This window comes from Sediminibacterium sp. FW305-C-61 (assembly GCF_058231065.1).
Genome location: NZ_JBIQXR010000004.1, coordinates 419317 through 433737, shown reverse-complemented (window position 1 = coordinate 433737; position 14421 = coordinate 419317). Strand labels below are relative to the sequence as shown.

The 14421-nt window shown below is 39.8% G+C and carries 15 protein-coding genes; 10 read left to right on the top strand and 5 right to left on the bottom strand.

Features of this window, described 5'->3' with window-relative positions; genetic code table 11:
• The first annotated feature begins 74 nt into the window (after nt 1–74).
• Complete coding sequence (locus tag ACH30E_RS13020; protein ID WP_490825159.1) at nt 75–1016, top strand: magnesium transporter CorA family protein; 942 nt, start codon at nt 75–77, stop codon at nt 1014–1016.
• A 1-nt stretch (nt 1017) separates the two neighbouring features.
• Nucleotides 1018–1482, top strand: coding sequence for an NUDIX domain-containing protein (locus tag ACH30E_RS13015; protein ID WP_294992104.1), 465 nt, complete (start codon nt 1018–1020; stop codon nt 1480–1482).
• Nucleotides 1483–1647: 165 nt separating this feature from the next.
• On the opposite strand, the gene ACH30E_RS13010 is transcribed toward ACH30E_RS13015, so the two are convergent.
• Nucleotides 1648–2430 (bottom strand): queuosine precursor transporter, encoded by a 783-nt coding sequence (locus ACH30E_RS13010; protein ID WP_490825158.1) that lies wholly within the window; start codon nt 2428–2430, stop codon nt 1648–1650.
• Entirely contained in the window at nt 2427–2723 is a 297-nt protein-coding gene (locus ACH30E_RS13005) for a hypothetical protein (protein ID WP_294992110.1), read from the bottom strand. Before ACH30E_RS13005 ends, ACH30E_RS13010 begins: the two co-directional genes overlap by 4 nt.
• 226 nt (nt 2724–2949) lie before the next feature.
• On the opposite strand from ACH30E_RS13005, the gene ACH30E_RS13000 reads away from it, so the two are divergent.
• Genes ACH30E_RS13000 through ACH30E_RS12970 form a run of 7 tightly spaced genes read left to right on the top strand, consistent with a single transcriptional unit; the run spans nt 2950 to nt 10738 of the window.
• The gene (locus ACH30E_RS13000) at nt 2950–5427 is read left to right on the top strand and encodes a YfhO family protein (RefSeq protein ID WP_490825157.1); all 2478 of its coding nucleotides are present in this window, start codon (nt 2950–2952) and stop codon (nt 5425–5427) included.
• On the top strand, nt 5427–6551 hold the full coding sequence (locus tag ACH30E_RS12995) for a glycosyltransferase (protein WP_490825156.1): 1125 nt from the start codon (nt 5427–5429) through the stop codon (nt 6549–6551). Before ACH30E_RS13000 ends, ACH30E_RS12995 begins: the two co-directional genes overlap by 1 nt.
• Nucleotides 6548–7465: a glycosyltransferase family 2 protein gene (locus ACH30E_RS12990; protein WP_490825155.1), complete on the top strand. Its 918-nt coding sequence runs from the start codon at nt 6548–6550 to the stop codon at nt 7463–7465. Before ACH30E_RS12995 ends, ACH30E_RS12990 begins: the two co-directional genes overlap by 4 nt.
• A 9-nt stretch (nt 7466–7474) precedes the next feature.
• Nucleotides 7475–8074: a class I SAM-dependent methyltransferase gene (locus ACH30E_RS12985; RefSeq protein WP_490825154.1), complete on the top strand. Its 600-nt coding sequence runs from the start codon at nt 7475–7477 to the stop codon at nt 8072–8074.
• Nucleotides 8074–8967, top strand: a complete 894-nt coding sequence (locus ACH30E_RS12980; RefSeq protein WP_490825153.1) for a hypothetical protein — start codon at nt 8074–8076, stop codon at nt 8965–8967. Before ACH30E_RS12985 ends, ACH30E_RS12980 begins: the two co-directional genes overlap by 1 nt.
• 38 nt (nt 8968–9005) lie before the next feature.
• Nucleotides 9006–9914 carry an FkbM family methyltransferase gene (locus tag ACH30E_RS12975; protein WP_490825152.1) on the top strand — a complete coding sequence of 303 codons (909 nt, stop codon included), beginning with the start codon at nt 9006–9008 and terminating at the stop codon, nt 9912–9914.
• Nucleotides 9915–9925: 11 nt separating this feature from the next.
• Nucleotides 9926–10738, top strand: coding sequence for a TylF/MycF/NovP-related O-methyltransferase (locus ACH30E_RS12970; protein WP_294992130.1), 813 nt, complete (start codon nt 9926–9928; stop codon nt 10736–10738).
• A gap of 8 nt (nt 10739–10746) precedes the next feature.
• Here ACH30E_RS12970 and ACH30E_RS12965 read toward each other — a convergent pair whose 3' ends face one another.
• Nucleotides 10747–11655 carry a hypothetical protein gene (locus ACH30E_RS12965; protein ID WP_490847348.1) on the bottom strand — a complete coding sequence of 303 codons (909 nt, stop codon included), beginning with the start codon at nt 11653–11655 and terminating at the stop codon, nt 10747–10749.
• 55 nt (nt 11656–11710) lie between these two features.
• On the opposite strand from ACH30E_RS12965, the gene ACH30E_RS12960 reads away from it, so the two are divergent.
• Nucleotides 11711–12838 (top strand): glycosyltransferase family 9 protein, encoded by a 1128-nt coding sequence (locus ACH30E_RS12960; RefSeq protein WP_490825150.1) that lies wholly within the window; start codon nt 11711–11713, stop codon nt 12836–12838.
• Between the two features lie 2 nt (nt 12839–12840).
• Here the strand turns inward: ACH30E_RS12960 and ACH30E_RS12955 are convergent, their stop codons facing one another.
• Nucleotides 12841–13623 carry a glycosyltransferase gene (locus tag ACH30E_RS12955; RefSeq protein ID WP_490825149.1) on the bottom strand — a complete coding sequence of 261 codons (783 nt, stop codon included), beginning with the start codon at nt 13621–13623 and terminating at the stop codon, nt 12841–12843.
• A 7-nt stretch (nt 13624–13630) separates the two neighbouring features.
• On the bottom strand, nt 13631–14374 hold the full coding sequence (locus ACH30E_RS12950; RefSeq protein WP_490825148.1) for a menaquinone biosynthetic enzyme MqnA/MqnD family protein: 744 nt from the start codon (nt 14372–14374) through the stop codon (nt 13631–13633).
• Between the last annotated feature and the right edge of the window lie 47 nt (nt 14375–14421).

Below are 14421 nucleotides of genomic sequence, written 5' to 3'. Positions count from 1 at the left end.
CCAAATCCGACATCAGCCATCAGACATCAGCGATAAAAATCTGCCATCTGAGATCTGCCATCTACAATCACACTATGATTCAATATTTCAAAAATATCAATGGTCAAACCGCTGAGATAGACAGGGCCGAAATGGGTGTATGGGTAAATCTTGTCCCCCCATTTAAGGAAGAAGAATTTATTCAGCTTGCAGACGACCTTGAAATACCCATCGAATTTTTACGCGACTCACTTGATATCGATGAAAGACCCCGTTATGAAATTGAAGACAATGTGAAATTTGTGGTTATTAAAACACCTACAGAAAATAATTCATTCAACGATAGCGATGCATTTTATATAACCATACCGATCTGTATCATACTCACCCATACACAAATTATTACCGTTAACTCCTTCGATAACGGAGCCATAAAAAAATTCCTGAATTCCTTTCAGAAAAGACATCCGGATAAAAAGAATATGATGATCCTGAAAGTGTTTGAAAAAGTGGTACAGAATTTCATGGAATTTCTGAAAGAAATAAACCAGCGCCGAAATCAATATGAAACAAGTTTATACCAGAGCAATAGCAATGTTGATTTATTAAACCTCATGCGTATACAAAAAAGCCTGGTGTATTTTGTTACTGCCTTAAGAAGTAACGAAATGCTGATGATGAAACTTGAAAGAACAAATTTCCTAAGTCTGAATGAAGAAGAGCGTGAGTTTCTAAACGATTTAATTGTAGATACCAGTCAGGCCCTCGAAATGGCCAATATTTATACCAATATTCTAACGAGTACTTTAGACGCATTTGCAAGCATCATCAGCAATAACCTGAATAATGTAATGAAGCGTCTTACTTCCATCACCATCATTCTTTCGCTTCCGGTAATGGTGGCAAGTTTGTATGGCATGAATGTTGATAATATCCCCTGGGCACACTCATCCTATGCCTTCTATGTTCCCATCGGATTATCGATTGCAATTGCAGTGGTAATCAGTTGGTATTTCATGAAAAAGAAATGGTTTTAATATGCCCCTGTTTAATGTACGCGTGTATGGAATATTACTCGATGAAGAAAAAAAATTATTAGTAAGCGATGAATTTATTCGAGGAGCTTATATAACTAAATTACCTGGTGGTGGGTTAGAATTTGGAGAAGGAACACGCGAATGTTTGAAGCGTGAATTTATGGAAGAAACCGGACTTGATGTAACAGTGGGTGATCATATTTACACAACCGATTTTTTCCAGATCTCTGCATTTAATCAAAAAGACCAAATCATTTCCATTTACTATTTTGTGCACCCCTCCACCCCATTTTCACTTCAAACAAAATCAACCCCTTTCGATTTCGCACCTGAACAAACCAGCGATCCAAATGGCGAATCAGAAGTGTTCCGATGGATTGAATGGAATGAACTCAATGCTGAAAGTGTAACATTACCGATTGATAAAGTGGTGATTGAGTTGTTGAAAAAAGCAAATAATTTTTAGCCATTTTTTTCCGGACAAATTGGCTTTAGGTCGCGCGTATGATGGAACACAGATTATCATGATTTTCAAGATCTATCATGATAGATCTTGAAAGTTAGAAGATTAGAAAAAGACGGTGCATTAACAGCAAAAAAAAGCCTATGGCTAACAGCTAATTGCTAAAAGCTATTCAGCTTCCCTCCCCATTGCTGCATCTTTCATCTTCTTGGCCGTTTCTGCTCCGAGGTATTGATCGATCCTTTTTTCTGCTGCATAAATTACTGGGGTAAGTATAATGGCCATGGTAAATTTATATAGATAATTTACCACACAGATAGCAAGCACTAATTTCCAACTCCAACCATTACCAATTTTAAAGGCAATAAACAAGACGATAAAACTATCTACCAATTGCGACACAACTGTTGAGCCTGTTGCCCTTAACCATACCCATTTTTGACCGGTTCTTTTTTTAATCTGGTGAAAAACGGTTACGTCAACTATCTGGCTAACTAAAAAGGCTGTTAGACTCCCCAGAATGATCCACATACCCTGACCAAATATTCCACCAAAAGCATCCTGCATATTGGGAACACCATCGGCTGTTTTAGAGCCAATCCAAAAATCTGCGGGTGGTATCTTCATTGCCGCATAAAACATGATAAACGCATAAGTAATCAACACAACTGCTGTATAACTGATTCGTTTTACAGCTTTAGGGCCATAATATTCATTCACAATATCTGTTATCACAAATTCCAACGGCCATAATAATACACCACAAGTAAGATTGAATGAAAGCCCGGTTTCTCCGAATAAAGTCATGTTTGCCGGATTCCATCCAAATATTTTTTCCAATGAGAATATTTTCCCTCCTATACATTCAGCAATAAGCGCATTGGCAACAAAAAAAGCGGCTATGCTGATAAAAAGCTTGGTGGGTTTGTCCTTAAGTATGGAATGTATCATGCGGGTAATATGATGTAAAAAAAGAGTTGTGCCAGAAGCACTATCAAGTTAAAGATTCTAACCCAAACAGGAACGGTTACTTGTTTTTTTGATATTAAAATGATCATGTACCATAGGTGCAAACTCATATTAATAATTGGCGACAATACCATACCCATTACCACGGCTATATTGCCAACTGCGCCCAGTTCCTGCGATTCATCCAGATGCAGGAACATCCTGGCCAACATTGCGCCGATAAAAAACAGGTTACATATAAAAGCAAATCGCGACAAAAAAGAAAATCCTGCCATAGAATCTTATACTAGGTTAATGGTTAGTTTTTGATGCGACAAGAGTTACAGGAAGCACAACTGACTATGGACTATGGACCATGGACCATAGACCATAGCCACTTCACCTGCTCAACCCTTGATTCGCATTTTTACACAAAATACAATCAATCTATCTAAATGGAGCGCTATAGGTAAAAATGAAAGATTTTTTCCTGTAGGTTTGCCAGAACTATACAATAAAAGCATGAAGCAGTTTCAATGGAAGTCGCTCCTACCGCATGCAATTGCAGTCGGTATTTTTTTAGTGGTTGCCGTAATTTTTTGTAAACCTGCCCTGGAAGGCCAGGTATTAAACCAGAGCGACGTTTCGCACTGGAAAGGAATGGCCCAGGATCTGTTTAATTACAAAGCCACCCATGGTCATTACCCCTTGTGGAACAATAACCTGTTTGGTGGTATGCCAGCCTACCAGATTGCCATGGAAGCTGCTAATCCAATCACTCCTATTTATTTCCATCAGCTTTTCATGTTATTCTTAGGAAAGCCGATTGGCTTTTTCTTCCTGCTTTGTATAGGGTTTTATTTTCTGTCGCAGGTAATCGGCACAAAACCATGGATCGGTATTTTGGGAAGTATTGCTTATGCCTATGCAACCTACGATCCGGTTATTATCGCTGTAGGACACGATACAAAAATGCAGGCAATGGCATATATGCCTGCTTTACTGGGGGCATTGTGGCTTATTTATAAAAAAGAATACTGGTGGGGTGCTGCGTTAACTGCCCTGTTCAGCTTCCTGTTAATCGCCATGAACCATTTGCAGGTTACTTACTATTTCCTGATCATGGCTGGTATTATGACCATTGCTTTCATGATTCAATGGATCAAACAAAAAGACTATAAACACCTGGGTATTTCACTGGCAATTGCTTTGTCGATGGGCGCACTGGGTGTAGGACCAAATATCGTTTCTCTCGCCACTACCAGCGACTATGCCAAAGCTACAATGCGTGGTGGTTCAATAATGCTGGATTCGACTGGCACAGCTACAAAAAGCAAGGGCCTTGAAATTGATTATGCTTTTTATTATGGCAGTTATGGTCTTGCTGAAACCTATACTTTCCTTGTTCCGGGTATTTATGGAGGAAGTAGTGGCGGAGAGCTGGACATCAATTCCAATTTTGCTAAAAAAGCACTAGAAAGAGGTATTCCTGAAGAACAGGCAGCGCAGATCGCGGGCTATATGCCAACTTATTGGGGGCCACAACCTATGACTTCAGGTCCGGTATATTTTGGCGCCATTATTTGTTTTCTCTTTATCCTGGGTATGGTTTACCTGAAAACATGGCATCGCTGGTGGATACTGGCTGTTTGCATATTGGCAGTGATGATGAGTTGGGGAAGTAATTTTATGGGCTTCAACAGTTTTCTGTTTAACAACCTTCCTTTGTACAATAAATTTCGCGCGCCAAGCATCATCTTAATATTGCCTCAATTATTATTCCCGTTATTGGGTATAATGGCTTTACAACAATTATTGTTTGAGGAAAAAAACAAAGCCATTGCATTGGCCAGTTTAAAGAAAGCTGTGTATATCACTGGCGCATTTATACTTGGTGCAGTATTGTTGTATTTCTCCTTTGATTATATAGGCAAGGATGATCAAATAAAAAACATGTTGACCCAAATGCTTGGAGGTAACCAGGAAGAGGCCAACAGTTTTTATAACGTTTTGAAAGAAGATCGCCGTTCAATGTTCGGCAGCGATCTTATCAGAAGCATTATTTTTATCGCCGGAGCAGTTGCATTGCTTTGGTTTGCTATTCAGCAAAAACTTAAAACAATGTATGCGCTGGTTGCCATACTTGTATTAAGTTCTGCCGATTTGTTTACTGTCGGGAAAAGATACCTGAGTGAAAAGAATTTCCAGGATGCAGAAGTAGTTAATGAAAGTCAGTTTGCTCCGACTCCTATCGATCAGCAAATTTTAAGTGACACTACCAAACCCAGGGTCTTAAATCTTACGACCGATCCTTATACAGATGCTATAACAGCCTACCATCATCGTTCTGTGGGAGGTTATCATCCGGCCAAACTGAGTATTTATAATGACCTTATTCAATTTCAACTGAACAAACAACCCATGAATATCGGCGTATTAAATATGCTTAATACGCGCTATTTCATTGTTCCTAATCCGCAAAATGGTCAGCCTGGTCTACAGGTTAATCCTGCTGCTTTGGGGCATGTTTGGTTTGTTAAAGGTATTCAGTATGAAAAAGATCCTGGTGCGGTTATGAAAGCCATGAACCAATTTTCTCCTGCTGACACCGCAATTGTTGAAGAGCAATATAAAGCGGCTATCCCATTTGCACCTGAATTCGATTCAACTGCAAATATTGCGCAGGTATTGAATGATAATGACCTGATACGTTACCGCTCCAACAGCACCAAGAACCAGTTTGCTGTATTCAGCGAGATTTTTTACGACAGAGGATGGAAAGCTACTATTGATGGGAAAGAAACACCGATTGTAAAAGTGAACTATGTTTTAAGAGGACTAGCAATTCCTGCAGGCAACCATGAAATTGTATTTGAGTTTAAACCTGCATCTTATTACAACAGTGCAAAAATTGCGGTGATCACATCGGCCCCAATCTGGATATTACTGATATTGGCTGCATTCTTTTCACTCCGGGAAAAAAGGGAAGATCAAGCCTGATGAAGCAACCAGTTGTGCTTGGCATTATTTCTTACCCCGTATTTCCGGCACAAATGGGGGGACAGAAATGTGTAGAGGGATTTTATAAAGCTTTAGCAAACCGGACAAAGCTGGTATTGGCTGTTGAAAAACACAACAGTATCAATACTATTCCCAATGCCCATATAGAGCCATTTTTGTTTAATCACTGGAAAGGGTTTTTAAACCTGATTTATCTTTTCAGGTTGATAAGAATGATTAAAAAACATCGGGCAGACATCATCATCATAGAACATTCCTATTTTGGATGGCTTGGTTTAATGCTGCGTTTTTTTACGGGAAGAAAACTGGTTATTCGTTCACATAATATTGAAGCATATCGTTTCAGGGATATTCAAAGACCCTTCTGGAAATATTATTACCGGTATGAAAGATTTGTTCATCGAAAAGCTGACCATAGTTTTTTTATCACAGATGAAGATCTTTATTATACCCTAACCAACTGGCATTTAGACCCAGAAAAAACAAGTGTGGTAACATACGGTGTATCGCTTGATACTGCAGTTATAAGTCTTAAGCCGACTATCAGAAAAAGACTGATGGAGTATTTCAATATCCCATCCAATGCTGTGCTTTTTCTGTTTAATGGAACGCTTGATTACGCACCCAATATCGATGCGGTTCAGGTTATTGTACACGAACTTCTGCCCCGACTCAGAAACCATCGTTTATCGTTCCGGATTTTTATCTGTGGTAAAAATTTAAGTAGCCAATGGGAAGAGATATTAAAAAAACAACCTGAACTGATTGTTACGGGTTTTGTAGATGATATATCCATTATAATGGCAGGAACAGATTGTTCTATCAATCCCGTAACCCTTGGTGGTGGCATAAAAACAAAACTGGTGGAAGCACTGGCTTATCACCAAACTGTGATCACCACACAAACAAGCGCTAAAGGAATTTCATTACAACTTACCGGATCGAAAATGAAAATAATTCCCGATTATGATTGGGAACTGTTTGCCAAAGCGATGAATGCCTTTAATCCTTACAGACAGGAAAATACGCCTGAACTATTTTTCAAACATTACTACTGGCCTTCTATTGTAGACAAAGCACTCGTATCTTTGAGCCGCTTATGAGCATGCCCATACAGATATCCGTTGTTATTTGCACCTATAACCGGGCTGCCTACTTAACTGATGCCCTCAACAGCTTATATCAACAAACCCTGTCAAAGGATCTGTTTGAAGTAATCATCGTTAATAATAATTCAACCGACAATACCGAAACAATTTGCAGGGATTATATACTTTCTCACCCTGATTTTAAGGTTATTTACCTCAATGAAAAAGAACAAGGTGCTTCGTATGCCCGGAATACAGGGGCCGCAAAAGCAGCTTCCCCCCTTCTTTGTTTTATGGATGATGATGCTATCGCCAACAGCGATTACTTAAGCAGGATCGTTCAGTTCTTTGATATTCACCAGGGGGTGGGTGGATTAGGTGGCAGAATTATTCCTAAATATATTCCTGCAGAACCTAAATGGATGAGCCGGTATGTTGCGTCTATGGTAGGGCATTTCGACTATGCCCCACAAGTAGTTGCATTTAAACCGGGCAAGTACCCTCTTGAATCGAATATGGTTGTTCCTAAAAAGCTTTTTGATGCAATCAATGGCTTTAACACCGCTTTGCCTGGCGTAAAAGGGGAATTACGTATTGGTGGTGAAGGAAAGGATTTTTTCTTTCGGTTACAGGCATTAGGACATGCAATTTACTATGACCCCAATATTGTGGTACAGCATGTGGTAGAAGTTTCTAAACTTACACCTGCTTATCTTTACCGGGTTGCCAGTGGCTATGGCAGGGGTGAAAGGGTAAGAACATTACAGAAAAACAAGTTCGCTTATCTGTTGAAAATGGTTGAATACTGCTTTAAACTAGGAGCAGCTTGTATTTTAGGTTTAATATACCTGTTACGTGGTGAACCTGCAAAATCATGGCCCGTAATACGTTTCAGGATCGACGCATTAAAAGGTTTATTCAATTTATAAATTGATCGCATGAGTCTGGGATTGACACTTGAAAGAAAAATTAAAGGAACATTGAGCCGTTGGTTCGGCATTCAATTTGTATCGCCCTCCGAAACATCTAAAGTGAGGCACTGGGTATTCCCCTATTGTATGGGTAAAGGATGTGATATAGGATTCGGTGGTGATAAAGTAATGAAGACAAACTGCGATGGCATTGATTTTCCTCAGCCCTATACACATACCGGAAAAGATAAGGTTGATATTGGCGTTGATGTAATCAACAATGAAATACCAGTGCCTGATAATACGTATGATTATGTGTATACCAGTCATCTCATAGAAGACTTTACTGATACCGGCGATGCTTTGCGCAAATTTATACGAATTCTAAAATCTGGAGGCAACCTCATATTGGTATTTCCGGATCAACCAAAGTATGAAGTCTATTGCCGTGAAATGGGTATTCCAATGAACCCCTACCATATTCATGCGAATATGGGTTATGACCTAATGCTCCAAAGAATGAATGAAGTGCCAGGCATTAGTTATGAAGTACTTTTTAGCAGCAATTGTGAAATAGATTACAATGTGGTGATCGTTTTGAAAGTAACCAAACTCAACCAGGCCTGATGTCATTCCTGAAAAAAATATGGACCGATTGGAAATTGAGCTATAACCATCGGAACAAAGAACAGCAGTTCACCCGGGGAATAGCGAATGTTCCACAGGTACTTGAACCCCTGTCTCCTATCACCGGCGATTCGGTTCATTTTAAACATACAGGGCATGCAGGCGATGTGATTTATGCAATACCTGCAATGAAAGCCCTTGCCAAAGGAAAAAAAATCCATCTATATTTTGAATTACACCAGCCCAATAGAGATTTTACCAAACAAATGCGCCATCCCAATGGAAATGTAATGCTGAACGAAAAAAGCGTTGCCATGTTTGCGCCTCTGATGCAAGCGCAACCTGAAATCGTATGTTTCGGTGCATGGAATGGAGAAGTGATTCATTACGACCTTACCGCTTTTCGGGCATTCCCTTTCGATTACAGGATGTATAGTATAACACGCTGGTATTTTTTAACATTTGGGGTAAATGCAGACCTTGGCAAACCCTGGTTAAACATAAAGCCCGATACAAGTTTTTCTGATAAAATTGTATTGGCTAGAAGCAGTCGATACCATACACCCGGCATTTCCTACGCTTTTTTACAACAATACAATAACCTTGTATTTGTAGGAGTTCCGGAAGAATATGAGGCTATAAAAAAGGAAATTCCTGGTTTGATTTATCACCCGGTAAGCGATTTTGCAGCCCTTGCTGAAGCAATTGCTGGTGCCAAACTTTTTATAGGTAACCAATCCTTCCCATTTGCCCTTGCTGAAGCCCTGAAAGTTACCAGAATACTTGAAGTATACCATCAATGTCCAAATGTAGTACCAGAAGGACCAGGTGCGTATGATTTCTGTTATCAGCCCCAATTTGAAAAGATTGTGTCAGATATCCTCAACAGATAGTAATATTGCCAGACAACATGGCCCTTTAAAGTTTTTGTATGCGCAAACTGATAAGATCCCTGCTGAACAGTATAGGGTATGATATCGTAAAAGTGAATGTTCATTCCGATAAGAAAGTGAACAGGATCAAAAAAGTTACCGTTGGCAATTACCTGCTGGAAATGCCGGGCAATAACCCCCAGATTAGTACTTATAAATACGATCCGGGGGCCAATAGCCAGTTAGGCCGCTTATCTGTATGTGTAGCCGGCAAATACCCCACCCTTTCGGTATTAGATATAGGTGCCAATGTTGGTGATACCATTGCCATCATTAAATCGGCCATAGAACTCCCGGTAATTGGTATTGAAGGCGACGATTTTGCTTTTGAGTTCCTCAAAAGAAATACCATGTCGCTAAAGAATATAACCCTTATTAAAACGTTCCTTGGCGAAAAAATAGAAAGCAAAAAAGTATCGATGGAAAAATCGGGATGGAACACCACCCTCATCCCCAATGAAGACAATGGCGAAACAATACACCTGAAAACACTGGATGAAGTACTGGCAGAAGAACATCTGCAAAACCGAACACTGAAATTACTTAAAATAGACTGTGAGGGTTTTGATACTATTATTTTAAGGGGGTCTGCTAAACTGATCCGGGAAAAAAGACCTGTTATCTATTTTGAATACAATCGCACCAATATGGATGCTATTGGGGAAGATGGGTTATCTACCCTACTCACCTTAAGTGCCGTAGGTTATCGTAATGTAATCTTCTTTGATAACAAAGGCCGTTTCATCATGAATGCGCCTATTGATCAGGAAGGCATTATCACCGATCTGCATCGATATGCACAAGCCGACAACAGTTGTATCGCCTATTATGACATCTGTTTGTTTCATGAAGATGATACAGATCTGGCGCAGCAATTCATTGACTCAGAAAACAGTTTACAACCTTAAGCAATAGCCATATGAGTGAACTGAAAAACTTTCTGGTTAAAATAAAGGGCTATTTCAAAAAAAGAACGCCTACCCAGCGTTTGTTAAACCGCATCCACACCCAGGAGATATTGGGTAATATTTTCCACCTGGGTTTTTCCTACTGGGGGCCTTTTTATACAGCCTACCAACCAGATTCACATACTGCATTTCAAGCCCATCCCGAATTCAGGGAACTGCAAAAAAGATTTACTAAACACAATGGCAGGAACAACGGTGGCGATACTGCCAGACTATGGAGTTTTATACTTAATTGCAAACAGGTTTTAGCAGAAGGTATATCAGGCGATTTTGCCGAATTAGGCGTATGGAGAGGCAATACTGCTTCTATCCTGGCCTATTATGCCAAGGAACATAACAGGAATGTGTTTCTTTTTGATACTTATGAAGGATTCAGCAAAAAAGACCTGGAAGGAATAGATGCTGCAAAAGATACAGATTTCAATAACACTTCTATTGAACTGGTAAAACAGGTGATAGGCCCGGCAGTTTCACAGTGTGCTTTCGTAAAAGGCTTTTTCCCCGATACAATAACCGATGAGCACTCCAACAGGAACTATGCAATTGTTAGCCTTGATTGTGATTTATATGCTCCTACCAAAGCCGGATTAGAATTCTTCTATGAACGAATGCCTAAAGGCGGATTATTTTTATTGCATGATTATTCCAGTCTTCACTGGGACGGTTCTAAAAAAGCCATAGATGAATTTTGCAAAAGCAGTGGCGAACACGTGATTTTACTCCCAGACAAAAGCGGGAGTGCATTTATGCGCAAAACGAAATAATTACAGCATTAGAGGCTTATCTTTCTTGGATGCCCCGGCTTGGTGTATAAATGATAGCGGGGAGGTTCATAATGATTTTCAGCGGTGAATGGTCCGGTAAAATGTGAACTTATCAGGTCTTCCCGCACGAAATAAGCGTTTACACCAGCGAAACAACATCCAACCAGTTTATACCCCTTTGATTCCCCTAATTTGCAAAACGCATCCAGGCTTGCACCCGTATTGCTTGACCCATCCCACATTGCAGCAGCGTCATAGTCAACCACAAATTCACAACCTGGCCGAAACACAGCATTGTACTCAACTATTACAACCCTTGGTTTATATTGGTTGATGGCTTTCCAAACATATAAATCATTACGGTCGATATCAATCGATAATAAATCTGGTTCTGTTGGCACACCAGCCTGCTGAAAAAGGAATTCGATATTTTCAGCGGTAATAAATGCCTGAACGGCTTTTAAATCGCCCCTTGCTATGGCTTTTGAACAATGCTGGTGTATGGCTTTGATATTGGCTTCGCTTCCATCCATCCACAAACCTTTCCAGCCTTTATATAACAGATAGGTACTGTTTGTTTCTGTACCATCTTCAACTCCAAATTCAATAAAGTACTGGTTCGTAACTCCTATCCGTTTGAAAATTTCTTCAATGATACCATCATCTCCAACCTGAGAAAATGCCTGAAATTCAAACCTATTGAGTTTATCGGGTTGATTGTAACGGGGATTATTGTATAAATGGGTTTGCAGGTAATCTTCTACCTGCAGCATATTTATCCGGTTCAACTTGCTGTCTATCTGTTCGAGATTCAGTGTCCTACGGAGTTTTGTATAAAAACGATTTTTCAGATCCCCCAAAAAGCCCATTGTTGTTGATTTAATCTGGGTAAAAATAAGCATCACTGACCAAGACATAAAATCTACCTTCATCTGTTTTCAGATTGTACATTTGTAAGCATTAGGAAGATTCATGTTAAACCAGATTAAAGGCATTATATACGACCTCATTCTTTGGCTGGCCCGATTGGGTTTCAGGCAAAGAATGTCTGATAAAAAGCTCCTGATCGTTCGTGTGGATGAAATTGGCGACTATATGCTGTGGCGCAATTTCCTGAATGAAATAGTTTCTTCTCCCAGGTTCCGCGATCACGAAATTCATTTTTGTGGCAATCGAAGCTGGAAATCGATTTTTGAACAATTTGATTCAACATCGGTCAATAAACAGTTCTGGATCGATAAGATTCGGTTCAAAAAAGAAATAAAATATCGCTTTCGATTTCTCCGGATGATTTACCAACAAGGGTACACCACTGTAATAAACCCGGTTTATTCTCGCGATAAACGTTACGATGACAGTATTGTCAGGGCTGCCAAGGCCACAAACCGCATCGGAATGGTAGCCAATACAGAAAGCGTTCAGTCGTATGAAATGGGCTATGATAAAGGGCTTTATACAGCACTGTTCAACCACTCGGAGAAACCACTCTTTGAATTCTACCGGAACAGGATGTTTACAGAATTCCTAACCGGACTTCCTTCTGCAGTCGTTGATACAACCGTCCCAACTTCATTGTTACCTGCTTATCCAGGTTTACCAGCCAATTATATAGTTGTTTTTCCTGGATCAAGAAGTAAGAAAAGAATCTGGTCGGCTCAAAATTTTTGTAAAGTTGCTGCTCATTTATATGAACAAAAAGGTTATACAGTAGTTGTGTGTGGTGCGGCAGGAGATAAAATTTATACAGATGCTTTTTGTGCAGCCTATCAATATCCGATTGTTGACCTTACTGGTAAAACCAGCTTACCTGAAATGCTTACAGTACTTAAACAAGCATCTATGTTATTATCTGTAGATACTGGTTCCATTCATTTAGCAGTAGCTGCAGGATGCCCGGTTACTGGTATATTCAACGGATCACAATACAATAGATTTGCACCTTATCCCAAAGAATTGTGCAGTTACTTTACAGCTGTTTATCCAAAGCAGATTCTGGAGGATTTAAAAAATGCAGAAATAGTGAGGGAAAAATATGAGTTTGTTATTGACCTCCCCTATGATCTTGTAACTCCGGAACAGGTAATTGAAACATTTTCCTGATACTACCAGTTTTCAAGCCCCATTTTTTTCTTCAACCGAAACATCCACTGGCCTAACCCGCTTTGCAATAAATAATGCAGCCCTTTCAAACGTAATTGCCAAAGGCGTTGTTTAAGAGATGGACCAAAATGTGATTCAAAAACTTTTCTGTTCTCATCCAGTGATTTCATGTAGGAGGTTGAACTAACACCGGTATCATCAAAAATGGCAATGGTTATCGGCAGGTATTGGTATGGTTCTTTGCCAAGGCGACAAAGCATATCATAATCCATGGCTATTTTATAGTCTGCCAAATAGCCTCCAACCCTATCATAAACTGCTTTATTCACAAACCAGGTAGGATGAGAAATGCTCCGCATACCCCTGTACAATTTTGCAGGTTCAAAAGGTTTGCCCACAACTACTTTTTCTCCTCCCCTGATCAATTCAATATTTCCACTGATCCATTGTACTTCAGGGTATTGTTGAAAGAAAGCTGCAATCGTTTTTATGATATCAGATGAAGCATATATATCGCCTGAGTTCAGCAAATGAGTAACAGGGCCTGCTGCATGTCGGATGCCTTTGTTAAATGCATCTGCTATTCCTTTATCGCGTTCATTGACCCATTTTCTGTAAGCGGGCTGTGGAGTGGTTTCCAACCAATTAGCGATATCAGTTTGTGTAGATCCATTAATGATCCAATGCTCTTGTGGAGAAATAGATTGCGCGTCAACCGAGGCACAGGTTTTCTGTACATCAGCCAGGTTATTAAAAGCGATGGTGATTACTGAAATACCATTCATGGCTGCATCATAATTGCGTTAATTTCTGAAGAAAAAGTTCCAGTCCTTTTCTTTTTTCTTCATCTAATGTATAACTGATATTCTTTGTATAATACTCTTTCAGGTCATAATCTGCAAAATCTAGTGTTTCCACCACTTCATCTATATGGTTTATGCCGTAGGCATTGGCCAGGTTAAAAGCATCTTCAAAATCTGGATCAATAGGTTTATTGGCAACCCATGCCGCAAATACAAAAGGCAAACCTGTATGCAGAAGCCATGCTTCACTCAGATCGTAATAATAAGCTGATTTTTTATGTTGTGACAATGCCCTGTCGCCAATAACAACTGCAGCGGTAGTGCCTTTAATGAGATGACGGTAATCTTCCTGTGCCTGCACAAGTTCCACTTCTTTCTGCCAGTATTCTTTCAAAAGAATTTTAGCAAGATTAACGGAAGTTCTGCTTTGGTAATCCAGGATCAACTGAGTAATCTGATTTATGGGAACTTCGCTGAAAATTCCAACAGAAGCCACCCTTCCAACGGCACCGATGCAATAATGGGTAATTATCTGCGGGTTATTTAAGCGTGGAATAATGGCAACCGGCACCAGTCCGACATCAATTTCATCGTTTAATAACATAGCGGCTATATTGGCCGGAAAATCGGCTACAATATCCATTTTTTGCATCAACCCAGACCGTTGAACCCCGTGCATTAGTGGGCGGGTATTCAAATAACTAACGGCTCCAATCCTTAATCTCTTGTCCAATTCAGCTAAATTTGCCTGCAAAGAAAACCAATAATCAATAAATAACC